We start from the raw sequence: 25,696 nt of genomic DNA on the forward strand, positions 1-25,696 counted from the left end.
TCTCACCCGTTCAGCCAAGATAATAAATCCGATTTCTTCTTTGGTGGCTCTTTTATCTTCTTGATTTTTCTCTCGACCTCTAAGTTGGGTTTTTCTTCTTTTATCTCCTCTTTGACTTCTTCTTCCATCTCTTCCTTCTTGGATGTGGCTTCTTTCTCTGGGGAGGAGCCTTTTAGGAGGAGCTCTATGACCTCTTCAAAATCTTCAAAATCTTTCTCGCCAACGAGCTCGATTATCTTGAGCTCCAGAGGGGTGAAGAACTCCTTTGCATTTGTTTTAACTCCTCCTCCCGTGGAAGACCTTTTGAACTTCGTTCTTATGTGGAGGTATTCAACTTTGAAGGTTTCATGGAGAAAAGACACATCAAAAGGCCTTTCCGACTCAATGTCCACCCTCAAAAAAGCCTCTTTCGGGATTTTTGTGCTCAGCTTTTTAAGCTCCGTTTTCATAACACTCTCGTCAGCCTTAATCTTGACATCGTAGAAGGGTCTAACGTCAAGCTTCACGAACCTTGGTTTGAAATCTTCTACTACCAAAAAGCCCTTGTCCTCTCCAGTTTGAGGAATGAAAGCGTTCCCGTTCCACCTGTATCTCATTTCGTAGTCCCCGAAATCCCACCTCTCTAACGAACCGGGATAAGCAACCACGCCTAGACCTTTGTTTGTCTGCCACCTTTTGTGTATGTGCCCCATTGCGTAGTAAAGAAAGCCCTCTGGCAGATCTCCGAGAGTCATTTCAAAGTAATCTCTCTGCGTTTCCAGTCTTAACGTCTCCATCATCTCCTTTATCCCCTGATGAAGCATCAGTATGGCATCTCCGCTGGGCTTAAAGTACTCACTTAGCTTGTTTCTCTCAAACCACGCAGCACTCATAAACTTCATGCCATAAATCTCTAAGGTTTTGTTCCCTTTTTCAAAAACTCCTTTGACGATTAGCTTTCCATTGACTTTTTCTGTGGTTTGATACTTGTTCTCTTTTTTCTCCTCGCTGAAGCCGAGGACGTACATTAGTCCCAGGGATTCCAGAAGATTGTAGGCGGAAATTCTCTTTTGGGTTCTATCGTGGTTTCCTTCAACTGCAAAAACCGGAATTCCTTCTTCTTTTGGGATTAAAAGGATGTCTATGGCTTCTTTTATTGTTTGGGGATTTGGGTTGCTGCGGTGGAAGAGGTCTCCCGCAATAAGTATAAAATCCACCTTCTCCTCAACGGCTTTTTTTATTGCGGTCTCGAAAGTTCTTCTAAACTCCTCGGCTCTGTAGGGCAGTCTGTACTGCTCAAACCCAAGATGCACATCTGCAATATGGGCAAACTTAAAGGTCATATTCTATCCCCTCATCTTCATAAGCCCGTTTAATTTCTTCCTCTCTCCTCTCTTCTTCTGCTCTTTTACGCCACCTTGACACAATCCCTATGTCCTCCCCTCCATAATCGCCGCCCCTTTCCTTGAAGTTGTAAATCTTAACCAGCGCTGGAAGAGCTATTGCCTGGCCAACTATAACTGCCTCTCCTTTTCCAAGAGATGCTATATCGCCTAGTAAATCATTGCTCAACTGTTCACTTGCCTTTAGAACGTACTCCTGATCCTTTGGATTTACTATCTTTAGAATTATCTTGGTGTTTGTCTGGCTTAAGACGTCTTCATTAAGTTTGTTTGGTCTTTGGGACACTATTCCAAGCCCAACTCCAAACTTTCTCCCTTCTCTGGCAATTCTGCTCAAAACCCTCACGGCATCATTGTGTTCTCCTTGCGGGGCAAAGATGTGTGCCTCCTCCACTACCATGAGTATTGGCTCGACAAGTGCTTTACTTTTCTTTTCGATGCTCTTCATAAGTTCCTTGAGCTCTTCGATTTCTTCTTCAAGTTTTGATGTTTTCGCCGCTCTGCTTTCTCTCAGGTCTTCTTCTATGCGTTCAAGAGTCTTTCTGGCTTTTTCATAGTCTACCCTTGCCTCAAATATTCCTTGGAGCAGTTTTCCAACAACGACTTTCATTTGACCCTCATCTAAGGGTCCGAGGTCGATAACATTTGCCTTTCCCGGCTCAATTTGAGATATTAAGTCCTCACTAGTTAATAAACTCCCATAATTCCTCAAAAATCTCCTAAGCCTTAAAACAACCCCCCTTAGTGTCTCCACTCTATCTGATTTGAGTTCCTCAGTAAAATAGTCCTTCTTCCCTTCATCCCAGTATCTCGCTTCTTTATTTCTTATCCAGTCGTTTATTGTCTCCATGAGCTTTTCGATAAGTTCTCTTCCACCCAAGTTTGGATTTTCGTGTTTGATCGTTTCCCAAGCTTTAGCTAAAAACTCTCTCTGTATGGTGGCATTTTTTGCGACCTCTATTAGGTCTGCCAGCTCCTCGCTATCCATTTCCTCAGGTCTTATTTTTGCCTCTATTATCTTGACGTACTTTTTTCCTGTGTTGGGGAGCTTTAGCTTTACGTAATCCCCGTGGGGGTCTAGGACAACCACCGTTCCCCTGAGCTTTTCGACGATCTGGCTTACCATCACCGCAACGGTGTTCGATTTACCCGCTCCTGTAACGGCTAAAACGGCAAAATGCCTCGATACAAGTTCGTCAGCATTTAAGTAAATTGGCACGCTCTCTCTTAGAAGAAGTGTTCCAACCTCTATATACCCTTCCCCAGGGTTGTATATTGCCTTGAGAACCTCGTCGCTTAACCTGTAAACAGGCCTTCCATTGGGAATCGGGACCCTATTTGGTAGAACCTCAACCCTCCCGCCGTTAAAGTTGAGCTTGCCTAGAACCCTTACACTCGCGATTACCTCCTCGTTGTCCTCAATGCTCTCTCCGTATTGCTCCAAATCAAGCTGAAGGGACTGATACGTGCTTTTTCCACTTATGAGAAGCCAGTTTATGTTTTGAAGTTTTCTGATTGTACCAATGACCCATTCCCCGTTTCTGTTTTGGGCAACTACAAACTCCCCAAACTGCAAATTCACATCTGGGTGAGCGGAAAAATCGTAGCCTATGACGCTTGCCTCCCCTTTGACTATCCCGACGGCATTTTCTGCTATCCTCATCCTATCACCTTCATTTAACTAATTAACTCTGAGCTGGTTATAAACTTAATCTTTAGTAATGGTAAGAAAAGGCATGGATAGGGATCAGACAGGAATCCGGTCATCATCTTGCCCTCAGGATCGGAAGCGCTCATCACTCTCTTTAACATTTGCCACCTTTCTTTTAAAACTTTCCAAAAACTATTTTAATACCAAGTGTAACCACTCTCGGTGATATAAATGGGGGTTAGCGAGTTGAGAAAGCTCGTTATATATGAGGTCTTCCCAAGAAACCACACTGAAGAGGGGACTTTAAAAGCCCTGACTGGGGATTTGGAAAGGATAAAATCCCTTGGCGTGGACTTTGTCTGGTTGATGCCAGTATACCCGATAGGGGAAGAAGGAAAAAAGGGTTCTCTTGGCTCCCCTTATGCCATAAAGGATTACAGAGCAATAAATCCCGAGCTGGGAACGTTTGAAGACTTTAAAAAACTCGTGGAAAAAGCTCACAGGCTTGGTCTTAGGGTTATGATAGACATTGTATACAATCACACCTCGCGGGATTCAAAGCTTTTGGAAGAGCATCCCGAATGGTTCTACACAGTTGATGGCAAGCCTTCAAGAAAGGTTCCGGACTGGAGTGACGTTTACGACCTTGACTACTCCAACAGAGAGCTCTGGGAATATCAAATAGAGACCTTGAAGTTCTGGGCTAAATACGTGGATGGATTTAGATGCGACGTTGCTCCTCTTGTGCCCTTGGAATTCTGGGAGAAAGCCAAAAAAGAAGTTGCCAAGATTAATCCCAACCTCATCTGGCTGGCTGAGACGGTACATCCCTCTTTTGTTAGGTGGCTGCGGGAGAGGGGATTTAGGGTTCATTCGGATGTTGAGATGCATCGGGTGTTTGATATTACCTACGACTACGATGGAAGAGAGATGCTTGAAAGGTATCTGCGGGGAGAAAGAAGCCTATCAAGCTATATTGACTACCTCTACGTTCAGGATACGTTGTATCCAGCGGATTACGTTAAGCTTAGATTTCTGGAGAATCACGATTTACCACGGGCGGCTGAGATATTTAGGGATGAACTTCGCCTGAAGAACTGGACGGCCTTCATTTTCATGCTAAAGGGAGCCGTGCTAATATATGCGGGGCAGGAGTATGCTATCAAAAACCAGCCAAGCCTCTTTGAAAAGGACCCTATTCCCTGGGAAAAGGGAGATGAGGAGTTTTCATCTTTTGTCAAGAGATTAATCGAGATTAAAAGGTCAACTGATTGCAACGATCAGAGGGAGTATCTGTTGAAGGAAGGAGTTGCGGTTGTGGAATGCAAAGATGCGGTTGGAATCTTTAATCTGGAGGAAAAAATCGGAGAGATTGCTCTTGAAGTTAAGGGGAGGGATCTTTTGAGTGGCAAAAAAGTTGAAAGCAAAGCAGGCAGGATTGAGGTCTCTTTCGAGCCAGTGATAATTTCTCTCTGATTGTTCTCCGTGAATCAATAAGATTAAAAACCGTCGGGAGAATATTTCAATATGAGCCTATCTTCAAGAGATGCCCCCTTCCTACAAAAAATCCCTCTGAGCCTTGTCACAATTAGACCTGCCACCCTCTTTGACCTAAGTGAGGTTATGCGCATTGAAAGGCAGTCTTTTAGGGAGCAGTACCCGAGAGGCTTATTTTTGATGTTCCTTGAGGCAAATCCGGAGACGTTTCTGGTTGCAGAATACAACGGGAAGATAGTGGGCTATGTGATGGGATATCTAAGACCGGACATGGAAGGCCACATAATGAGCATAGCCGTCGATCCCCTTTATAGGGGGAATGGGATAGGCAAAGCCTTGATGGAGGCTGTTATAGACAGGTTAATAAAACGTGGTGCCAGGTATATAGGACTTGAGGTCAGGGTCAGCAACAAGAGGGCTATAGAGCTCTACGAAAAGCTGGGCTTTAAGAAGATGAAAATCATAAAAGGCTACTACTCCGATGGCGAGGATGCCTACTACATGGTTCTCACACCAGACGCATGGGGTGGCAAGAGTTGAGCGAGTTCAAATTTTACCTAAGCGGGGATAGGGTTTTCAGCACGATGGAGAGTGCTATAAACAAGCTCTACAACAAGAGGCATTACGGGGAGGTTGTAAAGGGCAAGCTTTTCCTCTCTCTCATTGAAGCCGCTTATCTATTGGACAAAGGGTGGATTAAAGTTTTTGATGGTGAAAAAGAGCTCAGCGTTCAAGAGCTTTTCGAAATTGGAAGGAAAAAAGATGAACAGTTTGATTTAAAGTTTTTGGTTTACAGGGATCTCAGGGATAGAGGTTACACTGTGAAGACAGCTCTCAAATACGGCTCCCACTTTAGGGTGTACCGCAAAGGAATGGAGGAGCATGCGGACTGGCTAATCTGGGTGGTGAGTGAGAACCAGAAGATGTATCCAAACGACTTAACCGCTAGGGTTAGGGTTGCCCATGGGGTTAGAAAAAAGATGGTTCTGGCGGTGGTCGATGAGGACAATGACGTGGTTTATTACCACATAGGCAGAATAAAATTCTAGTCTGCCCTTATCTCCCTAAACTCCCTCCTTAAGAGGTTTGCGTGTCTTTTTTCAACAGCGCTCTCATCCAAGGGAACCAAGATTATCGTGTTGTTGAGCAGGGCGTAATCGTTCAATGCTACCAGGAACTTAAAGACCGGCTCAAACCCATTTTCTACCATGAGATATTCGATTCCATCTAGTAAAATTATCTTTGGAGTATCTCCTGACTTCATGAAGTCTACCAATGTCTGCAGAAGGAACTCAAGCCTTAGTGGATGTATATTTCCTTCCCCATCTATTTTTGTGAGCCATAAAATTGGGGTTTGCTCAAGCTTTAGCTTTTCTTTAAGCACGTGCCTTGGTGTTCTGGAGACAATTAGTCCGGCCCTCCCTTTCAACAGATCCAACAGTAATGAGTTGCAATCTCCTGTTTTGCATAGATACACCCCGGGGGCAAATTTTTCCTCTTTCCCCTCTATTTCTATCACTGGAGAGAGCCCGTATCTTGCTATGATGTTTTTTAGCATGGATATCCACCTGAGAATAAGGAAAAGAAGTGCGAATGCTATTAGGCCATTCCCAAGAGTGTTTAGGAGCTTTCTATCTAAAGGCTAGGCTTATCAACAATAACAGGACTATCAGTGAGAGGGTTGCAGTTATGACGCTCATCCCCTCTCACCTCCGGGAATGAGTAGGCATATGGATTTAAATACCTTTCGTTAGAAAAAGTTCAAAAATAAAAAGTTAGGAAAAATCACTTCAAGAATCCGGTCTTCTTTCCGAGGTCTTCGAAGGCATCTATGACGTACTGCAGGTCCTCCTTGCTGTGGGCTGCCGAAGGTTCGAGCCTTATTCTCGCTGTGCCTAATGGGACTGTCGGATAAACTATCGCCTGTGCAAAGATGTTGTATTCATCGTAGAGTCTTCTTGAGAACTCCTGGGCCAGCTTTTCGTCGTAGAGCATTACCGGGGTTATCGGGTGCTTGGTGTTTCCTAAGTCATAGCCAATGTCTCTAAGTCCCTTCTGGAGGAAGTGTGTGTTGTCCCAGAGCTTTTTAACGAGCTCATCGCTCTTCTGGAGAATCTCAACGGCTGCAATAGCGGCAGCAACGTCGGGTGGATTCAAGGCGGATGAGAACAGGAATGGTCTTCCTCTCTGCTTTAAATATTCTATCGCCTCCTCTGGCCCTGCAACATAGCCACCAATGACACCGAAGGCCTTGCTTAGGGTTCCCATCTCGAAGTCAACTCTGTCGTGGAGCTTGTAATGGTCAACAATACCCCTTCCATGTTCACCCAAAACACCCTCACCGTGGGCGTCGTCAACGTATACCATGGCATCGTACTGTTCCGCTAATTCCACGATCTCGGGGAGAGGAGCAAGGTCACCGTCCATGCTGAATACACCATCGGTGACAATAAGCTTCTTTTTCTTGTCTTTCACTTCTTCAAGCTTTTTCTTGAGGTCCTCCATGTCAAGGTGCTTGTAGATAACTTTTGGTGCACCGCTTAAGCGCATTCCATCAATGATGCTTGCGTGGTTTAGCTCTTCGCTTACAAAAACTCCATCCTCATCTTTCTTTATGAGGGCACTTATTGCCCCGAGGTTTGCATTGTAGCCGCTCTGGAAGAGAATGGCCGCTTCCCTCTTCTTGAACTTTGCAAGTTTTTCTTCAAGCTCCACGTGGAGCTCCATGGTTCCGGCTATCGTTCTAACAGCTCCAGCTCCAACGCCATAGTCAAGAATGGCCCTTATAGCTGCCTCCTTAATTTTTGGATGTGCCGCTAAGCCAAGATAGTTGTTGGAGCACATGTTTAGAACTTTCTTTCCGTCCACAATCACCCAAGGGCCTTGGGCGCTCTGGAGAACTCTAATTCTTACATAAAGTCCTTTTTCTTTAAGTTCATTAAGCTCCTCGGTAATCCAGTCAAGCTTTGCCATGGGCACCACCAAGTGGAATATTGGTATTTCTCACATATAAAAGTTTTTCACGCATCTCAACTAACAAGGGACCAACACCAGTCTCCTTTTGATGAAGTTTGGAGATTCTTTTGGGTTCCAAAGAATTTAAATATTCTCGTGATTATAAAGTGTTTAGGTCACGATAACAGGTGGTCGCAATGGCTGATGAAGTAAAAGAGGTCAAGGAAGTTAAAATTCTTGAAAAACCGTGGGTTGAAAAGTACAGGCCTGAGAGGCTTGATGATATCGTGGGACAAGATCACATAGTGAAGAGGCTTAAGCATTATGTTAGAACTGGTTCGATGCCGCATCTTCTCTTTGCAGGTCCACCCGGAACGGGAAAGACGACTTCGGCTCTGGCCCTCGCGAGGGAGCTTTTTGGCGAAAACTGGAGGCACAACTTCCTTGAGCTGAACGCGAGCGATGAGAGGGGCATAAACGTCATCCGTGAGAAGGTAAAGGAGTTCGCGAGGACTAAGCCGATAGGCGGCGCGAGCTTCAAGATAATCTTCCTCGACGAGGCTGACGCTTTAACGCAAGATGCCCAGCAAGCCTTGAGGAGAACCATGGAGATGTTTTCGAGCAACGTTAGATTTATACTAAGCTGTGTCACAGGTGACACAAGAATATACACCCCAGACGAGAGAGAAGTGAAGATCAGAGACTTCCTTAAGTTTTACGAAAAGGGCCTTGTGAGAGAGGTATCCAACAGGAAGGGGAGGGATACAGTAATAGCAGCAGTTGCCTTTAACTCCAAGATAATCGGCCACCCGGTCTTCAGATTGACCCTTGAGAGCGGGAGGGTGATAGAGGCAACGGGAGATCACATGTTTCTAACTCCAAGAGGATGGGTACAGACTTATGACCTCAAGGAAGGGAGCGAAGTTCTCGTAAAGCCTACCCTTGAGGGAACACCCTATGAAGTCAGCTCAGAGCACATTATAGATCTTAAGGAATTTTACGAGTTCGCCAACAAGTTGGAGCTTGAAAGGGGAAGAAAACCCATTGGAAAGGCGAAGAGCTTCCGTGAGCTGGTGACTAAGGATAAAGAGAAAATCCTTGCGAGGGTGCTTGAACTGAAAGCTGAGATGGAAAATGGCTTAACGGTGAGGGAAGCCGAGATCCTCCAAGAGATCCCACGCGAATGGACATCTCGGGAAGAAATTCAAGAGAAGGTCGGGCTCTCGAGGGTGAGGCTGAATCAGCTCCTTAAGAGGTTAGAAGAGAAAGGCTACGTCGAAAGGAGGATAGAAGGGAAAAAGCAACTCATCAGGAAGCTCCGCGATGGGGTTCCCCTCAGGAATGTCGCTGATGTTAAGAGAATCCTTGAGAAAGAGTTCGGGATAAAGATAAGCCACACAGCCGTTAGGAGGCTCCTTGCCGGTGAACTCGATGGTTCGGCTTATCACTTACTTCGTGAGGTCAAGGAGAAGTGGCTGGTAAGATACGACGACGAAAGAGCAGGAATTTTGGCGAGAGTTTTGGGCTTCCTGCTTGGTGATGGGCACCTCGCCAAGGATGGAGCAAGAATATGGTTCAACTCCTCAAAGAAGGAGCTTAAGGCACTGGCGGAAGATCTCAAGAAGCTCGGTTTGAATCCCTCAGAAATAATAGAGCGTGAATTCTCGTCGGAGATAGGCGGAAGGAAGGTGGATGGCAGAATACACATGCTCTATGTTGACAGCAGGGCCTTCCATGCCCTTATGCGTTTCTGGGGCGTTGAAGCCGGGAACAAGACGAAAAAGGGTTATCGGGTTCCAAAGTGGATAAAGAATGGCAACCTTTTCGTCAAGAGAGAGTTCCTCAGGGGGCTCTTTGCTGCGGACGGAACCAAACCCTACCCCGGAAAGTATAACTTCAATGGGATAAAACTTGAGATGCGTGCAATGCGGGAGAGCCTTGAAAAGACGACCGAGTTCTTTAACGACATTGCCGAGCTCCTCAGAGAGTTTGACGTTGATTCGAAGGTGATAGTAAGCCCCTTCGGAGACAGATTCATAGTGAGACTTGCTGTTACACCAAACGATGTCAATTACCTGAAGTTCTTAACGAGAATCGGCTACGCCTACGTCAAAGACTCTTATGCCCGGCTGGTCGGTGAATACCTCAGAATAAAGCTGGCGTACAAGGAGGTCATTCTGCCCCTGATAGCGGAGAAAACCGTTGAGATTGCCGAAAGAAGCAACCCAGCACAGGCCGCCAAGCTGCTCGGCTTGAAGAGGGACTTTGTAGTTAACAGGCTTAAAGGGATCCCCATCGGTCTAACCAGGGATTTCATGACATTTGAGGACTTCATGAAGGAACGCGTTAGATCTGGATACGTCATTGAGAGGGTCATAAAGAAGGAAAAGCTTGGGTATCTCGACGTGTATGACGTTACCTGCGCCTCTGATCACAGCTTCATCTCAAACGGCCTCGTAAGTCACAACTGCAACTACTCATCAAAGATCATTGAACCCATACAGAGCAGATGCGCCATCTTCCGCTTCAGACCGTTAAAAGATGAAGATATCGCAAAAAGATTAAAGTACATAGCCGAAAACGAGGGGCTTGAGCTTACTGAAGAAGGTCTTCAAGCACTCCTCTACGTTGCCGAAGGAGATTTAAGGAGAGCCATAAACGTTCTCCAGGCTGCAGCTGCCCTTGACACAAAGATAACCGATGAAAACGTATTTTTGGTTGCAAGCAGGGCCAGACCAGAAGACGTTAGAGAAATGATGCTTTTAGCTTTAGAGGGCAACTTCCTCAAGGCCAGGGAGAAGCTCAGGGAGATACTCCTAAAGCAAGGTTTAAGCGGTGAGGATGTTCTTATACAGATGCACAAAGAGGTGTTTAACCTTCCAATAAGCGAACCAAAGAAGGTTGCCCTGGCTGATAAAATAGGAGAGTACAACTTCAGGCTTGTTGAGGGAGCAAATGAAATGATTCAGCTTGAAGCTCTCTTGGCGCAGTTTACGCTGCTTGGCAAGGATTAGGTGAGCCCAAATGCTGCTATGGGTTGAAAAGTATAGGCCAAGAAGGCTTGCGGAGATAGTGAATCAAGAGAAAGCGTTGGAGAAGGTTAAAGCATGGATTGAAAGCTGGCTACATGGAACTCCCAAGAAAAAAGCTCTCCTCCTTGCCGGTCCCCCTGGTAGCGGGAAGACTACCACGGTTTATGCTCTGGCTAACGAGTATAGGTTTGAGGTAATTGAGCTCAACGCAAGCGACGACAGAACTTTTGGTAAAATAGAGCGCTACCTCAATGCGGCCTATACAATGGATGTCTTTGGAAGGAGGAGAAAGCTGATCTTCCTTGATGAAGCCGATAACATAGAGCCTTCAGGAGCAAAAGAGATAGCGAAGCTCATAGACAAGGCGAGGAATCCCATAATAATGTCCGCCAACAGATACTGGGAGGTGCCATTGGAGATAAGAAACAAAGCAGAAATAGTGGAGTACAATCGTTTAGGCCAGAGGGACATTTTAAAGGCTCTCTTCAGGATTGTAAAAGCAGAGGGTATTTTTGTTCCTAAAGAAGTCCTGGAGGAGATTGCAAAAAGAGCCAGGGGGGACTTGAGGGCAGCAATAAATGACCTTCAAAATCTCGTAAGCGGCGGCGTTGAAGATGCCGAGCTTGTTCTGGCATATAGGGATGTTGAGAAGTCGATTTTTGAAGCTCTGGGCATGATATTTGCCACAGATAATGCAAAAAGGGCAAAGATGGCCCTCATGAACCTTGACAATACCCCAGACGAAGTTCTTCTCTGGATTGAAGAAAACATCCCCTATGTGTATTACAAACCAGAGGACATTGCGAGGGCATATGAGGCAATAAGCAGAGCCGATATATACCTTGGAAGGGCAACGAGAACAGGGAACTACGGCTTGTGGAAGTATGCAATGGACATGATGACCGCCGGAGTCGCTGTTTCAGGGGTAAAGAAAAAAGGCTTCTTACGCTTTTATCCACCAAAAACTCTTAGAATTCTCAAGGATACCCAGGAGGAGCGGTCTATCAGGGACTCCATAGTGAAAAAGATAATGAAGGAAATGCACATGAGCAAACTTGAGGCAATTGAAACAATGCAGGTATTCAAAGCCATATTCATTAACAATCCAGACATTGCAGCTCATATAGCGGTTTTTCTTGACTTGGGGGATAAGGAGATTGAGTTCCTTGCTGAAGATAAAGAGAAGGCGGCAAAGATCAAAGGGAAGATGCTGGCCATTCATAGAAAGTTGAGGGAAACGAAAACGGAGCTTGAAGTGAGAATTGAAACAATTGAAGCCGAGACTATAGAGGAAGAAGAGACCAGTGAAGAAGAGCCAGAGGAAGAAGTTAAAGAGGCTGAAGAAATAGAGGAAGAAAAAGTAGTTGAGGAAAAACCCGAGGAAAAGAAAGAGAAAAAAGGCAAACAGGCGACTCTCTTTGATTTCCTGAAGAAGTAATCAAAGAAGTTCGATATCGGCACAGACCTTAAGGACATGAGGTTTATAATCAGAGACTTTCTTTATCCTTATCCTACATTCCTTTCCGAGCTCTCTGCACTGGGAGATGATTCTTTCTTTAAAGTCCTCTATTTTGTCCTCGTGAACAAAATCATAGTAATGAACCCACTTTTCGGCTTTTTCAAGTGCCAAGCGGAGAGCATCAACACCTTTTGGGGTTGGGCTTATAACCCTATCAAAAGTCCCAAGCTTTGGGACAACATCAAACACATCCCCCTGTATGATCCCTATGCTACCCTTGAGTTTATCCCTGTTTAACTGAATGTTTTCAATGCCGAGCTTTACGGCATTTTCGTTTAACTCTACGGCCGTTATTTTAGCGTTTTTGTATCTTGCAATCACGAGGGCATAGGGTAGAATTCCGGCAAACATCAAGAGAACTCTCTCCCCATCTTTTACGAGCTGAGCCAGCCTGTACCTCTCTCCCTTCATTCTGGGGTTGAAGAAGACTTTGCTTAGGTCAACTTTAATTTTTACACCGTTCTCTTTGTGCACTGTTGTGAGCCTCTTTTCCCCCCATATTATTGAGTATTCCCCTATCCTGAAGACACTTTTGTGGAACCCTTTCTTCGCTATCACCTTTAGAAACGGATGCACTTTGAGTAGAGCCTCAACTATCTCCTTTTCCCTGCGCTCTATTTCCGGTGGGATTTGAATTATCGCCATGTCCCCTATAATATCATAACGCCTGAGGAAGTTTAGCTCCTCTTTCGTAAACTTGTCCCTTAAAATGCTCTCAAGGTTTTTGTAAATCTGTCTCTCTGGTCTGAAAGGAAGCTCAATATCCACAACCTCAAATCCAAGATTTTTGGCTTTCTCTGGGTCTTTTATAGGAAAGAGAATGTTTTCTTTCTCTCTTCTTGGTCTTCTCTTTCCATCGTAAATTCCCCCCCGCTTAAGGATTCTCTTTGCCTCTTCTGCCTCACTCTTCTTTACTCTTACCGCTGGCATGGTTTTCTCCCTCTAGCAGTGCCGCGAACAATTTTTAGGAAATCTCCTTAATGAGCTCCTCTTCCCTCTTTTCCTGAAACTCTTTCAAGAGTATTGTCTCTTGAGTTTTGTCTAAGACGTTTGGAGGCAAATATAAGATTAGCATTGACTCGTTGGAGATTACGTAGTCCTTTAATGAGAACAAAAACTTTGCAACTGAAGAAAAGTTGTTGTAGAGTATTAGATATTCAATCCCCTCAAAATACACAACTGCTTTTCCTCCTCTTTCCTTTAAAAATCTTAAAATAGCATCCTGAATCACGTGGAGCTTTGTGGGATCCGCTGCTTCATTACTCTCCAGCCTGCTTAGCCATATAAACTTATCCGGCTCCAGCCGGTACTTTTTCACCCATAGCTCCTTTTGAGTCCTGCTAACAACGAGCACCCCATTTGAATGCCTTGATAGGAAAGCTAATCCATGCGGGCTTACAGGTTTTTTAAACGCATATGCCCCGGTTATTGGTGAAAGTGATATCTTTCTGGGGTATTTTCTTGGTTTTATTTCTGTGGGGCTTAGAGCACTGAGGTAATAAACAACGGATGATACCAGAATTATGTAAGAGAGGGTGTAGAAAATCGCCGATACCAACCATAGCTTGGCTTCACTTAAAGAATCGACCACAACTCCAAGTGAGCCTGCAACAAAAAGGGAGGCGGAAATTAGAAATTTCTTGGCTAGGTTTTTTCCGGGTTCCTGGATGTTTTTGTAGTAATAGAGGGCTCTTAGGCTGAGGGCTATTCCCATCACCACAAGGATTGTACCTGCTAGGACTCCGAGGATATTCATATACATCCTTTTCCCCTCAAGGATATTTCCCACGAGATGTTTAAATATTTACCTCCAATAGGGCTCCCGCATGAGAATAGCCTTTTTAAAAATTTCAATAAGTTCCTCATCGGAGGCGTTGTTCCTTATTGGAGTTAGGATATCTACGAGGTCATCCCTTCTCAGGAGGCAGGTCTTTAGATGGCCCGTTGAAGTGAGCCTTATCCTAGTGCAGTTTGCGCAGAATATTGTGTTGTGCATTGACCTGACGACTTCAACTTCGGCGATGCCGTAGTCTGTGGGAATAAAGTATTTCTTTCTTCTGTGCATTTGTCTTTCCTTTACCTCTACTGCTATCTCCTCAAATTTCTCTTCCAGAGGTTTTAGCGGATAAAAGTACTTTTTGAAAAACCATGAGCTTTCCATCTCCCTTGGGACTTCAATTTCAATCAGCTGAAGAATGGCGTTTTTCTGAGCGGCATAGTTTATCATATCCCATATCTCCCCATCGTTGAGACCTTTCATGACAACCATGTTGAGCTTAACCGGATAGAAGAGCTTGACTGCTTTCTCGATTCCTTCAAGAACCTGAGGTAAAACATCAAATCCTGTAATAGCTTTATATTTTTCCCTGTCAAGAGTATCAAGACTTATGTTCACTCTATCAAGTCCAGCTTCTTTTAGTGGCTCTGCCAGTAACTTCATCGTTGTTCCGTTGGTGGTCATGGAGAGGTCTTCAACATAGGGCCGTATTCTCCTCACTATCTCAACGATGTCTTTTCTAACAGTCGGTTCCCCTCCGGTTAGCTTGACCTTTTTTATACCGAGCTGGGATGCTATTCTGACTATCCTTTCTATTTCTTCTGGTTTCATTTCTTGGAAGCTGAGGGTTTGTCCCTCTCTATGGCAGTAAAAGCAGTTTAAGTTGCACTCATTCGTGAGAGAAATTCTCAGATTTGTCACCGGTCTTCCAAAGCGATCCACTAAAACCATGCGCTCCCCTCTATTATTTAAAACATCATTGCTTTAAAAAAAGATTTTGGGTAAACAACTATGTTAATCACAAAGACTGCGAAAAGTAAAAGAACAATGAGGGAGTATATAATGTAGGGGATGAAGGTGGATACAAATAAAATCCGTGAACTCGTTAAAGAGGCTGAGGTTCTCCACAAAGAGTTTCAGAAGAGCTTTCTTCGTGTGTACTCTTTTTCATCATGGGAGTTTGAAGAGTTAAAAGACCTGCTGTCCGAGCTTTATGGCATCATTGAGAGAAAATTTGATACGGCGTCTCAAATAGGGAAGGCATCTTCTCTTCTTGGGGGAGACCTTGAGCGGCTCGCAAAAGAGCTTCAAAAAAACGAACATCAAATGAAATTTCGATTAGAAGAAGTCCTTCTTTTAGTTGAGAATCCGAAAATGAGCTTCACTGAAAAAGCCAAAATAAATGCATCCCTCCAGAGGTTGCTGCAGTTTTATAGGGTGTATGATTACTCCATAACACAAACAATTCAAAAGCTAACTGGAGAACTTGAGGGGCTTATATTTATAAGTGAGGAGAGGAAACTACCACCGGTCAATATTATTGACAAAATAAAAAAGATAGAAAATTTGGATGAGAAACTTGAGCTCTTAGTCTCATTCGTATATTACCTCTACACCAATCCCTCGTGGGTTCATAAAGTTGAAGAAGCCTTGAGAGACTGGCATTCACAGGGATTGCTGTGGGTTGAGGTGAGAAATGTAGAAAAGAACAGCGGTGTTGAGAGGGAACATGCCGCTAAAATCCTTGAAGGCCTAACGCTCATTGGTGTTGTGGAAAAACGGGAAAGGGGTGGTGAATATGTCTACAAACTCAGAGGTTTCGGTGAGGATTAGGGGGATATACAGCACTGCCTTGACAAAGTTGCTCCTCGATGAAGGCTTTAAGATAAGCCAGCCAAGTCAGAAGGTTGCTGAAAGACTGGGCATTGAAAAGGTCTACGATGAGTTCGATGTGGATATTCAAGACAAAAAAGACTCCCATGGCGTGGTGCTGGTTGGAGAAAAGGTTGAAGAGGTTAAGAAGGTTTTTGAGGAGAAATTTTTAGACGTTTTCTTTAGAAAAATGCCCTACCAACTTTACGGCATATATAAAGGAATCGTTATCAAAAAGGACGAAAGATACGTGTATGTGGACATAGGAAATGCAATTGGAACTTTGCTAATAGAAGAGTTTCCAGATGCTGCTGAAGGGGACGAGGTGCTTGTTCAGGTCAAGAAAAACAACCTCCTTCCTCATTTGAGTGTCTTACTCACCATACCCGGGGACTATGCGGTGCTTATTCCAAAACCCGTTGGAACCCAGAAACATGTGAAAATATCAAGGAAGATCAGGGATCAGTCAGAGAGAGAAAGGCTTAGAATACTTGGATTGAGTGTCGATCTTGGAGAATGGGGGGTTTTGTGGAGAACGGCAGCAGCGTATAAAGATTGGAATCTCTTGCGTGATGAGCTGATAAAGCTTTCAAAGATCGCTGAGAAGTTAAAGGAAGCTGAAAAGTACTCCGCTCCAGCTCAAGTGGTTGAGGGTAGAGACATCTATGAAGTCGAATTTGGCGGTGCGGCAAAGGCAAAGCTTGATGACATAAGAAATACCGTAGTTCCTACGATAGAGGGGCATCACAAGTTCAAGGCATATGATCCCGAGTTTGGGTTTGCCGTTGAAATTGGGGAGGGAATTTTAAGCAAAATCCCTTCTCAGAGAAGAAAGGTTAGCGAAGGCTTTTTAGAGGCATTGATCGACAATAAGGGGCCAAAGCAAGGATGGCTTTTCAGATTTGAGCACGTTAAGCCAGACGGTCAAGTAATCAAGATAGGTCCGGGGGAAGTGGTGGAGGTTTCCTTGAATCCGCTGAAGCTGAAGGTAAGAAGGAATCTAAAGCCGGGTAGATTCTATGATGGCTTAGATTTACCAATAGAAGCTGGGGATTATGCAATAACTGAGATCGAAGAAGGAAAATGGTGGTTCAAGCACAGCTATTACGATAGAGGTGGTAACCTAAAGGGAGAATACTACAACATCTGCACCCCAGTTGAGATATATCCAGATAAGGCAAGGTACGTTGATTTAGAGGTTGATATCGTAAAGTGGCCTGACGGGAAGAAGGAGATCGTAGACAAAGACGAGCTCAGGAGACATTATGAAGAGGGGGTTATAAGTGAAAAGCTCTACAAGGCTATAGTGAGATTAACTCAGGAGCTTTTTGAGAAGGTTTAATTTTTTCCGCATCTTCTATTCCTTTATCCGTTATTTTAAAGTAAACAATACCCCCCTCTGGTTTGAGCCTATGTCTTTCCAAAACCGCGATTCTGAAGCCATCCCTTAGCTTTTCTAATCTGAGGATGTCTTTACACTTATATCCCAAGGTATGCTCTGCTATGGGCTTTAGGAGATTGTGTTCTGAATCAAAATAGACTTGATTTACAACAATAACCCCCAGATTGTATTTTCTTGCAAGCCAAAGCAGAGTCTGAAGTTGCTTTCCGAGATCAGCGGTAACTGCACTTTTGTTTTTTTCTACTCTATAGTGGTTGGTTATTGAATCCACTACGATTAGAGAGAATCTTTCATTTATGATCTTTTTAAGGCCTGAGATAGTTTTTTTCTGTTCTTTGAAATCAAACGATTCAAAAATTAGAAACTTCTGGAGGATTTTTTCTTTGTCAAGTCCTCTGGTTTCAGCCATTGTGGCCAATCTCTCGGGGGAGAACCCTCCCTCAGTATCTATATAAGCCACTTTTCCATCATTTAAAAGGCCCACCTGCATTGCTAGAGTGGTTTTTCCAGTAGCAAATGCACCGTATACCTGAGTTAACACTCCCCTGCCTATTCCTCCACCTAGTAATTCGTCTAAGCTCTTACTGCCGGTGGTTAGCATTATCCACACCGCTACACTTCAAGGGGCTTTCCAACTTCTGGAACTTTTACCAGAACCCATATCCTTCTCTCCCTGAGCTCTTTAATTAGTTCTTCCACATTTCCTTCACTGTAGACGCCATAGTGCATCGGTATTACTATTTTTGGCCGAACTACTTCAACTATGTTTGCCGCCTCCCTCACGTTTGCAGTTGACCTTCCGCTTATTGGTACGAAAAGGACATCTATTTTGCCCCGGAAATTTTTGAAAATCGGGCTGTAATAGGTATCCCCTGTATGGAAAAGTGTTTTCTGCTCATTGGATATGATGTACCCTACCGGATACTGGCTTGAGGGGTGCTCCATAAATATCGCCTTTACTCTAACCTTGTTTTCAAGTTCTATCTCTTGTTCTCCTTCTATCTCCATGACTTTGGTTATTCCGTCGCTTATTGCCATCAGGTAGACGGGTTTGGGTCCTATTACAGTTGCATCTCTAAGTCTCGCAAGAAGGGGTGTTTTGCCGTAGTGGTCTATGTGTTCATGGGTAACCAGTATGTAATCGATGCCGTCTATGGCATCGTCATTGACATATTCATAGGGGTCTATCAGAATTTTCACACCATTTATTTCAATCCAAAAACAAGCATGACCATACCAGATAATCTTCATAGGCGTGGCCTCCGAGAATAATAGATTGAAGCCCCACTTAAATCTTTCCCATCAAACGTTGGTTTTATAAAGGAATTATCATTATTTCGATTTGAAGGAATATGAAGGGGTTAATAGTCAAGGAACCATTTGCTTCGTGGATTGTGGAAGGAAAGAAGAAATGGGAAATTAGAAAGAGCTCCACCAAGATTAGAGGGGAAGTTTACATTATAAACAGGGGTTTTGCAATAGGAAAAGCGGAACTTGTGGATGTCTTGGGTCCCTTCACACCTGAGGAGCTAAAGGTGCATAAGGAAAAGCATCTCGCAGAATATGAGTTCCTAAAGGGCTATTCAAACGGTAAGAGACTTTACGCGTGGGTTTTCAAAAATCCTGTGAAGTTTGAGAGGCCATTGGGGGTTATAATGGCAAAAGGTGCTCAAATATGGGTTAATATAAGGGGGTTCAAGGAGTGAGGAGGTACTTTTTTCTACCTCTAACCTTGCCTTTCTTAGTTCTCTTGATTTTCTTGTTAACTATTCTTTTCATACTCTTTGCAGGTACAATAACACTGGCATTTCAAAAGCTGGGACTTCCTCTTCCAGTAGCTTTTACGCTGTTTTGGGCTTCATTAATAGGAAGCTTCATCAACATTCCGGTTAAGGAGATCAGAAGCTATGGGCCAATTGTTAGAGTTGCCAAAGTGTCTTTTTTTGGCATCACTTATCCCGTTCCATACGTTGACTGGGGTGAGCAAAAAACAATAGTGAGTGTTAACGTTGGGGGAGCTCTTGTTCCCCTGAGTGTGGTTCTCTATGAGCTATTGAGGCTTATAGTCCTTGAACAAAATGATCTTTTAATTAGAGTGGCGGTCGCCGTTTTTGTCTCGACGATAGTTAGCAAAACCTTTTCAAGACCAGTGAAAGGATTAGGCATAGCAATTCCTACTTTTGTTCCCCCCTTAGTTGCTGCTCTCCTTGCCCTCACTATAGGGGCATCAAATAAGCCCCTGGTGGCGTATACAAGCGGTACAATGGGTGTCCTTATAGGGGCTGATTTGTTAAACTGGAACAAGCTCAAAGATCTCGGAGCTCCGATGGTTAGCATAGGAGGTGCCGGTACTTTCGATGGTATTTTTCTTGCCGGTGTTATTGCGGTGTTGCTGGTATGAAAAAGGTATTAAACGCTAAACCCATTCTCTCTGGGGTGGCTGTGATGAAAGTAGTACTGGGGAGTGGGGCTTATCACATGGCCGAAGAGGTTAAGATGAAGGCAAGCAAATACGGCAGGGAAGTTTTGGAGGTTGAGATAAAGAAGTTCCCCGATGGGGAAAAGTACGTAAGGATTCTTGGAGAGGGAAAAGAAGCTGTTGTTGTTCAATCCACCTTTAATCCTCAAGATGAGCACCTTATTGAGCTACTCCTCTTGGGAGATGCACTTAAAGAGAGAGGGTTTGAGCATCTTAAGGCAGTTGTTCCGTATCTGGCTTATTCAAGGCAGGACAGGGTTACCAAAGAAGGAGAGCCAATAAGCGTTAGGGCAGTTATGAAGGCTCTTGGCATCTATTATGATGAGCTTTATGTCTTTGACCTCCATAATCCAAAAACTCTGGAATACTTCCCGGGGAAGGCAGTTAACTTAAGCCCTGCCAGAGCCATAGCCGAGTACTTTAGGGAAAAGCTTGGTGAAGGGTTAGTTTTAGCTCCGGACAAGGGTGCATTGGAGAGGGCAAAGGCTGTTGCGGAGCTTCTTGGTTTAGAGTTTAGCCACTTCGAGAAGAAGCGCGTCTCTCCAACCGAAGTTCGGATGACTCCAGTAGAAGTTGACGTGAAAGGGAAAAACGTGCTCATAGTGGATGACATCATAAGCACTGGGGGCACTATGGTAAAGGCTGCCGACATACTAAGGGAGATGGGCGCTGGAAAAATATTTGTTGCTGCAACCCATGGGGTCTTTGCCGAAGGGGCTATTGAGAGAGTTAGCAAAGCAGTTGATGAGCTTGCCGTTACAAACACTATTCCCACTTCAGTTTCGAAGATAAGTCTTGTGGAAGACATTTTGAGGCTTTAATGTCTTTTAATGCCTTCTTTTTATTGTGGTTGGAGGATTCTTCATGTGTAAATGGGTATGGGGCTTGTTTTTTTGGTGGGGTTTAGATACATACTGCCCAATTGAGGAAGTAGCTTGGTGTTTTTCACTTAAATGTTCAAAATTCGTAATAACAAAACTCGATTTTAACAGCTTTTTTACTAAAAATATGGCCTCTCAAGGCTTTGCAAAAATTTTTCATTATGGGAGTCTCGAGCTATAGGGTGGAGCGCCCGAATAAGGGCGCCCAAAGCCCAGGCATAAAACGGCGGCGTCGAGGGGAGTGGGTGCAAAGCACCCAACAATGAACCCCGCCCTCCAGCCTTGGGCACAACAAAGTGCGCTCCCGAGGAAACCCGAAAGGGGACCCCTCGGGGGTAAGGCAGGCCCAACACCCCGACCAAACCCCGGATGGGTTTTATGGTACTCCCCTTCGAGGGGAGTCCCACCGGCCGTACTCCTAATAGCAATTCCGGTTGATCCTGCCGGAGGCCACTGCTATCGGGGTCCGACTAAGCCATGCGAGTCAAGGGGGTGTCCCTCTGGGACACCACCGGCGGACGGCTCAGTAACACGTCGGTAACCTACCCTCGGGAGGGGGATAACCCCGGGAAACTGGGGCTAATCCCCCATAGGCCTGAGGTACTGGAAGGTCCTCAGGCCGAAAGGGGCTTTTGCCCGCCCGAGGATGGGCCGGCGGCCGATTAGGTAGTTGGTGGGGTAACGGCCCACCAAGCCGAAGATCGGTACGGGCTGTGAGAGCAGGAGCCCGGAGATGGACACTGAGACACGGGTCCAGGCCCTACGGGGCGCAGCAGGCGCGAAACCTCCGCAATGCGGGAAACCGCGACGGGGGGACCCCGAGTGCCGTGGCATCGCCACGGCTTTTCCGGAGTGTAAAAAGCTCCGGGAATAAGGGCTGGGCAAGGCCGGTGGCAGCCGCCGCGGTAATACCGGCGGCCCGAGTGGTGGCCGCTATTATTGGGCCTAAAGCGTCCGTAGCCGGGCCCGTAAGTCCCTGGCGAAATCCCACGGCTCAACCGTGGGGCTTGCTGGGGATACTGCGGGCCTTGGGACCGGGAGAGGCGGGGGGTACCCCTGGGGTAGGGGTGAAATCCTATAATCCCAGGGGGACCGCCAGTGGCGAAGGCGCCCCGCTGGAACGGGTCCGACGGTGAGGGACGAAGGCCAGGGGAGCAAACCGGATTAGATACCCGGGTAGTCCTGGCTGTAAAGGATGCGGGCTAGGTGTCGGGTGAGCTTCGAGCTCGCCCGGTGCCGTAGGGAAGCCGTTAAGCCCGCCGCCTGGGGAGTACGGCCGCAAGGCTGAAACTTAAAGGAATTGGCGGGGGAGCACTACAAGGGGTGGAGCGTGCGGTTTAATTGGATTCAACGCCGGGAACCTCACCGGGGGCGACGGCAGGATGAAGGCCAGGCTGAAGGTCTTGCCGGACACGCCGAGAGGAGGTGCATGGCCGCCGTCAGCTCGTACCGTGAGGCGTCCACTTAAGTGTGGTAACGAGCGAGACCCGCGCCCCCAGTTGCCAGCCCTTCCCGTTGGGAAGGGGGCACTCTGGGGGGACTGCCGGCGATAAGCCGGAGGAAGGGGCGGGCGACGGTAGGTCAGTATGCCCCGAAACCCCCGGGCTACACGCGCGCTACAATGGGCGGGACAATGGGATCCGACCCCGAAAGGGGAAGGAAATCCCCTAAACCCGCCCCCAGTTCGGATCGCGGGCTGCAACTCGCCCGCGTGAAGCTGGAATCCCTAGTACCCGCGTGTCATCATCGCGCGGCGAATACGTCCCTGCTCCTTGCACACACCGCCCGTCACTCCACCCGAGCGGGGTCTGGATGAGGCTCCGTCCTCTGGGCGGAGTCGAGTCCAGGCTCCGTGAGGGGGGAGAAGTCGTAACAAGGTAGCCGTAGGGGAACCTACGGCTCGATCACCTCCTATCGCCGGAAACCCATCCGGGGGGCTTAAGGGGTGTTGGGCCTGCCTTTTCGTGGGCCGGTAGCTCAGCCTGGGAGAGCGCCGGCTTTGCAAGCCGGAGGCCCCGGGTTCAAATCCCGGCCGGTCCACCACGAAGAGGTGCACATCCCGAGCAACGCTCGGGGTGGAAGGGTCCTAGGCCCCGAATAAGGGGTCACGATGAGGACCGTGCATAGGTGGATTTGGCCCAAAAAATGTCCAGCCTCCAAGTAGGGGGTAAGAAACCTAAGCCGCCTGGTGGATGGCTCGGCTCGGGGCGCCGACGAAGGGCGTGGCAAGCTGCGATAAGCCCCGGTGAGGCGCAGGCAGCCGTCGAGCCGGGGATTCCCGAATGGGACTTCCTGCGGCTTTGCCGCACTCCGTAAGGAGGGGGAACGCGGGGAATTGAAACATCTTAGTACCCGCAGGAAAAGAAAGCAAAAGCGATGCCGTGAGTAGGGGCGACCGAAAGCGGCACAGGGCAAACTGAACCCTGAGTGGAAACACTCAGGGGATGTGGTGTAGTAGGGCCCTGCGCTGGAGCCTCTCGGGTGAAGCCGAAGTCCGCTGGAACGCGGCGCCGAAGAGGGTGATAGCCCCGTAGGCGTAAGCCCGAAGGCTCCTGCAGGGTTCCTGAGTACCGTCGGTCGGATATCCGGCGGGAAGCTGGGAGGCATCGGCTCCCAACCCTAAATACGTCCCGAGACCGATAGCGAACTAGTACCGTGAGGGAAAGCTGAAAAGCACCCCGGGAGGGGGGTGAAAAGAGCCTGAAACCAGGCGGCGATAGGTGGGTGCGGCCCGAAAGGAATGAGTCTTCCCGAAGGAAATCCCGGCGACGGGAGAGTACGAGGGAAGAGGACCGGGGTTGCACCGTCCGTCTTGAAACACGGGGCAGGGAGTTCACGGCCGTGGCGAGGTTAAGGGGAGAAATCCCCGGAGCCGTAGGGAAACCGACAGGTCCGCACCGTTTGGGAGGGACGGGGTGTGAAAGCGCCCGGAGTCACGGCCGTGAGACCCGAAACCGGTCGATCTAGCCCGGGGCAGGGCGAAGTCCCTCAGCAGAGGGATGGAGGCCCGATAGGGGTGCTGACGTGCAATTCGCTCCCGTGACCTCGGGCTAGGGGTGAAAGGCCAATCGAGGCCGGAGATAGCTGGTTCCCGCCGAATTATCCCGCAGGATAGCCTCCCCGGAGGCAGGTGGTGGGGTAGAGCACTGATTGGGTGCGCAGGGGGCGAAAGCCTCCGGCACCCTGTCAAACTCCGAACCCACCACCGCCGTAGATGGGGGGAGTAGGGTGGCGGTGTAAGCCGTCCACCGAGAGGGGAACAACCCAGACCGGGGTTAAGGCCCCAAAGTGCCGGCTAAGTATTACTCCAAAGGGTGTCCCTGGCCTTAGACAGCGGGGAGGTAGGCTTAGAAGCAGCCATCCTTTAAAGAGTGCGTAACAGCTCACCCGTCGAGGTCAGGGGCCCCGAAAATGGACGGGGTTCAAGCCGGCCGCCGAGACCCCGGCGCACGGACCGATTGGTCCGTGATCGGGTAGGCGGGCGTCCCGGTGGGGTAGAAGCCGGGCCGTGAGGTCCGGTGGACCCGTCGGGATTGCGGATCCTGCCGGGAGTAGCAGCATAGCCGGGTGAGAATCCCGGCCGCCGTAGGGGCCAGGGTTCCACGGCAATGTTCGTCAGCCGTGGGTTAGTCGGTCCTAAGCCAGCCCGTAACTCGGTGCTGGCGAAAGGGAAACGGGTTTATATTCCCGTACCGCGGTGGTAGGTGCGGCAACGCAAGCCCGAGGGGTGACGCCTCGGGGTAGGCGGACCGGCCCACAAGGCCGGCTAAGCGTATAAGCCCGGGGAGTGCCGTAATGGCGAGAACCGGGTGAAAGCGCGAATGGCCTCCCGTAAGGGGGGTTCCGCCGATCCCTGGGGCCCGTGAAAAGCCTCTCGGGAACGATCCACCGCGACCGTACCGAGAACCGACACTGGTGCCCCTGGGTGAGAAGCCTAAGGCGTGTCGGGGGAAACCCAGCCGAGGGAACTCGGCAAATTGGCCCCGTAACTTCGGGAGAAGGGGTGCCTGCGGTTGTGTAAACCGCAGGTCGCAGTGACTAGGGGGGCCCGACTGTTTAATAAAAACACAGGTCCCAGCTAGCCCGAAAGGGTTTGTACTGGGGCCGACGCCTGCCCAGTGCCGGTACGTGAAGCCCGGGTCCAACCGGGTGAAGCGCCGGTAAACGGCGGGGGTAACTATAACCCTCTTAAGGTAGCGAAATTCCTTGTCGGTTAAATGCCGACCTGCATGAATGGCGTAACGAGGTCCCCACTGTCCCCGGCTGGGGCCCGGCGAAACCACTGCCTAGCGCGTATGCTAGGGACCCCCGGTGGGAAGCGAAGACCCCATGGAGCTTTACTGCAGCCTGCCGTTGCCATACGGCGGGGGGTGCGCAGCGTAGGCGGGAGGCGTCGAAGCCCGGTCTCCGGGCCGGGTGGAGCCGTCCATGAGACACCGCCCACTCTCTGCCGTATGGCTAACCCGCGAAAGCGGGGACAGCGGTAGGTGGGCAGTTTGGCTGGGGCGGCACGCCTCCGAAAAGGTATCGGGGGCGCCCTAAGGTCGGCTCAGGCGGGTCAGGAATCCGCCGTAGAGTGCAAGGGCAAAAGCCGGCCTGACTGGACCCGTAACAGAGGCGGGTCCAGCCGCGAAAGCGTGGCCTAGCGAACCCCAGTGCCTCCCCGGTGGGGGCCTGGGATGACAGAAAAGCTACCCTGGGGATAACAGAGTCGTCTCGGGCGAGAGCCCATATCGACCCCGAGGCTTGCTACCTCGCTGTCGGCTCTTCCCATCCTGGCCCTGCAGCAGGGGCCAAGGGTGGGGGTGTTCACCCATTAAAGGGGAACGTGAGCTGGGTTTAGACCGTCGTGAGACAGGTCGGATGCTATCTACCGGGGGTGCTGGCCGCCTGAGGGGAAGGCGCCCTTAGTACGAGAGGAACAGGGTGCCGCGGCCTCTGGTCTACCGGTTGTCCTACAGGGCATAGCCGGGCAGCTACGCCGTGTCCGATAAGGCCTGAAGGCATCTAAGGCCGAAGCGGTCCCCGAAAATAGGCGGCCACTCCCTGGCGCAGGGGGTCGGGCAACCGGCCCGTTGCCAGGGACGAGGGCACCCGCAGAAGACGGGTTTGATGGAGCGGGGATGTAAGCGGGAAGGGAAACCGACCCGTTTAGTCTGCCGCTCCCAACAGCCCGAGGTTCTTACCCCCGAAAGGAGGCTGGACATTTGATAGGCCAAATCCACCTATGCACGGTCCTCAAAATGATT

19 protein-coding genes, 1 tRNA gene and 2 rRNA genes are annotated in these 25,696 nt (G+C 48.1%); 13 read left to right on the plus strand and 9 right to left on the minus strand.

Annotated elements, in window-relative coordinates; translation table 11 throughout:
• Nucleotides 1-2: 2 nt before the first annotated feature.
• Both mre11 and herA read right to left on the minus strand, forming a co-directional pair.
• Nucleotides 3-1,322 carry a DNA double-strand break repair protein Mre11 gene (gene mre11, locus ADU37_RS00085; RefSeq protein ID WP_058945721.1) on the minus strand — a complete coding sequence of 440 codons (1,320 nt, stop codon included), beginning with the start codon at nt 1,320-1,322 and terminating at the stop codon, nt 3-5.
• Nucleotides 1,312-3,045: a DNA double-strand break repair helicase HerA gene (herA, locus tag ADU37_RS00090; RefSeq protein WP_058945722.1), complete on the minus strand. Its 1,734-nt coding sequence runs from the start codon at nt 3,043-3,045 to the stop codon at nt 1,312-1,314. The genes mre11 and herA overlap by 11 nt, the downstream gene beginning before the upstream one ends.
• A gap of 219 nt (nt 3,046-3,264) precedes the next feature.
• On the opposite strand from herA, the gene ADU37_RS00095 reads away from it, so the two are divergent.
• Genes ADU37_RS00095 through endA form a run of 3 tightly spaced genes read left to right on the plus strand, consistent with a single transcriptional unit; the run spans nt 3,265 to nt 5,579 of the window.
• Complete coding sequence (locus ADU37_RS00095; protein WP_058945723.1) at nt 3,265-4,509, plus strand: alpha-amylase family glycosyl hydrolase; 1,245 nt, start codon at nt 3,265-3,267, stop codon at nt 4,507-4,509.
• A gap of 51 nt (nt 4,510-4,560) precedes the next feature.
• Nucleotides 4,561-5,070 (plus strand): ribosomal protein S18-alanine N-acetyltransferase, encoded by a 510-nt coding sequence (gene rimI, locus ADU37_RS00100; RefSeq protein WP_058945724.1) that lies wholly within the window; start codon nt 4,561-4,563, stop codon nt 5,068-5,070.
• The gene (gene endA / locus ADU37_RS00105) at nt 5,052-5,579 is read left to right on the plus strand and encodes a tRNA-intron lyase (protein ID WP_058945725.1); all 528 of its coding nucleotides are present in this window, start codon (nt 5,052-5,054) and stop codon (nt 5,577-5,579) included. Before rimI ends, endA begins: the two co-directional genes overlap by 19 nt.
• Here endA and ADU37_RS00110 read toward each other — a convergent pair.
• Both ADU37_RS00110 and ADU37_RS00115 read right to left on the minus strand, forming a co-directional pair.
• Nucleotides 5,576-6,088, minus strand: a complete 513-nt coding sequence (locus ADU37_RS00110; protein ID WP_058945726.1) for a DUF835 domain-containing protein — start codon at nt 6,086-6,088, stop codon at nt 5,576-5,578. The two genes, endA and ADU37_RS00110, sit on opposite strands and share 4 nt — an antisense overlap.
• Nucleotides 6,089-6,315: 227 nt before the next feature.
• Nucleotides 6,316-7,503 (minus strand): glycine C-acetyltransferase, encoded by a 1,188-nt coding sequence (locus tag ADU37_RS00115; protein ID WP_058945727.1) that lies wholly within the window; start codon nt 7,501-7,503, stop codon nt 6,316-6,318.
• A gap of 179 nt (nt 7,504-7,682) precedes the next feature.
• On the opposite strand from ADU37_RS00115, the gene ADU37_RS00120 reads away from it, so the two are divergent.
• On the plus strand, nt 7,683-10,499 hold the full coding sequence (locus ADU37_RS00120; protein ID WP_058945728.1) for an AAA family ATPase: 2,817 nt from the start codon (nt 7,683-7,685) through the stop codon (nt 10,497-10,499).
• Nucleotides 10,500-10,509: 10 nt separating this feature from the next.
• Entirely contained in the window at nt 10,510-11,955 is a 1,446-nt protein-coding gene (locus ADU37_RS00125; protein ID WP_058945729.1) for a replication factor C large subunit, read from the plus strand.
• On the opposite strand, the gene ADU37_RS00130 is transcribed toward ADU37_RS00125, so the two are convergent.
• The 3 genes from ADU37_RS00130 to moaA are packed head-to-tail and all read right to left on the minus strand — an operon-like array spanning nt 11,956 to nt 14,764.
• Nucleotides 11,956-12,966: a class I SAM-dependent methyltransferase family protein gene (locus ADU37_RS00130; protein ID WP_058945730.1), complete on the minus strand. Its 1,011-nt coding sequence runs from the start codon at nt 12,964-12,966 to the stop codon at nt 11,956-11,958. It lies immediately after the preceding gene.
• Nucleotides 12,967-13,000: 34 nt separating this feature from the next.
• Complete coding sequence (locus ADU37_RS00135) at nt 13,001-13,798, minus strand: DUF835 domain-containing protein (RefSeq protein ID WP_238981976.1); 798 nt, start codon at nt 13,796-13,798, stop codon at nt 13,001-13,003.
• 42 nt (nt 13,799-13,840) lie between these two features.
• On the minus strand, nt 13,841-14,764 hold the full coding sequence (gene moaA / locus ADU37_RS00140) for a GTP 3',8-cyclase MoaA (RefSeq protein WP_058945731.1): 924 nt from the start codon (nt 14,762-14,764) through the stop codon (nt 13,841-13,843).
• 120 nt (nt 14,765-14,884) lie between these two features.
• Between moaA and ADU37_RS00145 the strand changes: the two genes are divergently transcribed.
• Together ADU37_RS00145 and ADU37_RS00150 are read left to right on the plus strand one after the other, a co-directional pair.
• Nucleotides 14,885-15,646, plus strand: coding sequence for a hypothetical protein (locus tag ADU37_RS00145; RefSeq protein ID WP_238981977.1), 762 nt, complete (start codon nt 14,885-14,887; stop codon nt 15,644-15,646).
• Nucleotides 15,612-17,027 (plus strand): DUF402 domain-containing protein, encoded by a 1,416-nt coding sequence (locus tag ADU37_RS00150; protein WP_058945733.1) that lies wholly within the window; start codon nt 15,612-15,614, stop codon nt 17,025-17,027. Before ADU37_RS00145 ends, ADU37_RS00150 begins: the two co-directional genes overlap by 35 nt.
• Here the strand turns inward: ADU37_RS00150 and radB are convergent.
• Both radB and ADU37_RS00160 read right to left on the minus strand, forming a co-directional pair.
• Nucleotides 16,987-17,688: a DNA repair and recombination protein RadB gene (radB, locus tag ADU37_RS00155; RefSeq protein WP_058945734.1), complete on the minus strand. Its 702-nt coding sequence runs from the start codon at nt 17,686-17,688 to the stop codon at nt 16,987-16,989. The genes ADU37_RS00150 and radB overlap by 41 nt on opposite strands.
• A gap of 11 nt (nt 17,689-17,699) precedes the next feature.
• Nucleotides 17,700-18,338 carry an MBL fold metallo-hydrolase gene (locus ADU37_RS00160; protein ID WP_058945735.1) on the minus strand — a complete coding sequence of 213 codons (639 nt, stop codon included), beginning with the start codon at nt 18,336-18,338 and terminating at the stop codon, nt 17,700-17,702.
• A 101-nt stretch (nt 18,339-18,439) separates the two neighbouring features.
• Here ADU37_RS00160 and ADU37_RS00165 point away from each other — a divergent pair, with 101 nt between their 5' ends.
• The 6 genes from ADU37_RS00165 (at nt 18,440) to ADU37_RS00195 (ending at nt 25,636) form a co-directional block, all read left to right on the plus strand.
• Nucleotides 18,440-18,793, plus strand: a complete 354-nt coding sequence (locus tag ADU37_RS00165; protein ID WP_058945736.1) for an ASCH domain-containing protein — start codon at nt 18,440-18,442, stop codon at nt 18,791-18,793.
• Entirely contained in the window at nt 18,790-19,488 is a 699-nt protein-coding gene (locus ADU37_RS00170) for a DUF1614 domain-containing protein (protein WP_058945737.1), read from the plus strand. Before ADU37_RS00165 ends, ADU37_RS00170 begins: the two co-directional genes overlap by 4 nt.
• Before the next feature lie 44 nt (nt 19,489-19,532).
• On the plus strand, nt 19,533-20,387 hold the full coding sequence (locus ADU37_RS00175) for a ribose-phosphate diphosphokinase (protein ID WP_058947593.1): 855 nt from the start codon (nt 19,533-19,535) through the stop codon (nt 20,385-20,387).
• 487 nt (nt 20,388-20,874) lie between these two features.
• Nucleotides 20,875-22,360 (plus strand): 16S ribosomal RNA (locus ADU37_RS00185).
• A 53-nt stretch (nt 22,361-22,413) separates the two neighbouring features.
• A tRNA-Ala gene (locus ADU37_RS00190) sits at nt 22,414-22,490 on the plus strand.
• A gap of 121 nt (nt 22,491-22,611) precedes the next feature.
• Nucleotides 22,612-25,636: ribosomal RNA gene (locus tag ADU37_RS00195) — 23S ribosomal RNA — on the plus strand.
• The 16S and 23S rRNA genes sit together here with 1 tRNA gene alongside, the layout of an rRNA operon.
• Nucleotides 25,637-25,696: the final 60 nt, after the last annotated feature.

The sequence above is a fragment of the Thermococcus sp. 2319x1 genome, assembly GCF_001484685.1.
Lineage (GTDB): Archaea > Methanobacteriota_B > Thermococci > Thermococcales > Thermococcaceae > Thermococcus_A.

Coding starts and splice junctions, on each gene's coding strand:
- ADU37_RS00165 (WP_058945736.1), top strand. CDS start 18,440: ATGAAGGGGTTAATAGTCAAGGAACCATTTGCTTCGTGGATTGTGGAA.
- ADU37_RS00150 (WP_058945733.1), top strand. CDS start 15,612: ATGTCTACAAACTCAGAGGTTTCGGTGAGGATTAGGGGGATATACAGC.
- ADU37_RS00130 (WP_058945730.1), bottom strand. CDS start 12,966: ATGCCAGCGGTAAGAGTAAAGAAGAGTGAGGCAGAAGAGGCAAAGAGA.
- ADU37_RS00145 (WP_238981977.1), top strand. CDS start 14,885: ATGAAGGTGGATACAAATAAAATCCGTGAACTCGTTAAAGAGGCTGAG.
- rimI (WP_058945724.1), top strand. CDS start 4,561: ATGAGCCTATCTTCAAGAGATGCCCCCTTCCTACAAAAAATCCCTCTG.
- ADU37_RS00115 (WP_058945727.1), bottom strand. CDS start 7,503: ATGGCAAAGCTTGACTGGATTACCGAGGAGCTTAATGAACTTAAAGAA.
- moaA (WP_058945731.1), bottom strand. CDS start 14,764: ATGGTTTTAGTGGATCGCTTTGGAAGACCGGTGACAAATCTGAGAATT.
- herA (WP_058945722.1), bottom strand. CDS start 3,045: ATGAGGATAGCAGAAAATGCCGTCGGGATAGTCAAAGGGGAGGCAAGC.
- ADU37_RS00175 (WP_058947593.1), top strand. CDS start 19,533: ATGAAAGTAGTACTGGGGAGTGGGGCTTATCACATGGCCGAAGAGGTT.
- ADU37_RS00120 (WP_058945728.1), top strand. CDS start 7,683: ATGGCTGATGAAGTAAAAGAGGTCAAGGAAGTTAAAATTCTTGAAAAA.
- ADU37_RS00135 (WP_238981976.1), bottom strand. CDS start 13,798: ATGTATATGAATATCCTCGGAGTCCTAGCAGGTACAATCCTTGTGGTG.
- ADU37_RS00095 (WP_058945723.1), top strand. CDS start 3,265: ATGGGGGTTAGCGAGTTGAGAAAGCTCGTTATATATGAGGTCTTCCCA.
- mre11 (WP_058945721.1), bottom strand. CDS start 1,322: ATGACCTTTAAGTTTGCCCATATTGCAGATGTGCATCTTGGGTTTGAG.
- endA (WP_058945725.1), top strand. CDS start 5,052: ATGGGGTGGCAAGAGTTGAGCGAGTTCAAATTTTACCTAAGCGGGGAT.
- ADU37_RS00160 (WP_058945735.1), bottom strand. CDS start 18,338: ATGAAGATTATCTGGTATGGTCATGCTTGTTTTTGGATTGAAATAAAT.
- ADU37_RS00110 (WP_058945726.1), bottom strand. CDS start 6,088: ATGCTAAAAAACATCATAGCAAGATACGGGCTCTCTCCAGTGATAGAA.
- radB (WP_058945734.1), bottom strand. CDS start 17,688: ATGCTAACCACCGGCAGTAAGAGCTTAGACGAATTACTAGGTGGAGGA.
- ADU37_RS00125 (WP_058945729.1), top strand. CDS start 10,510: ATGCTGCTATGGGTTGAAAAGTATAGGCCAAGAAGGCTTGCGGAGATA.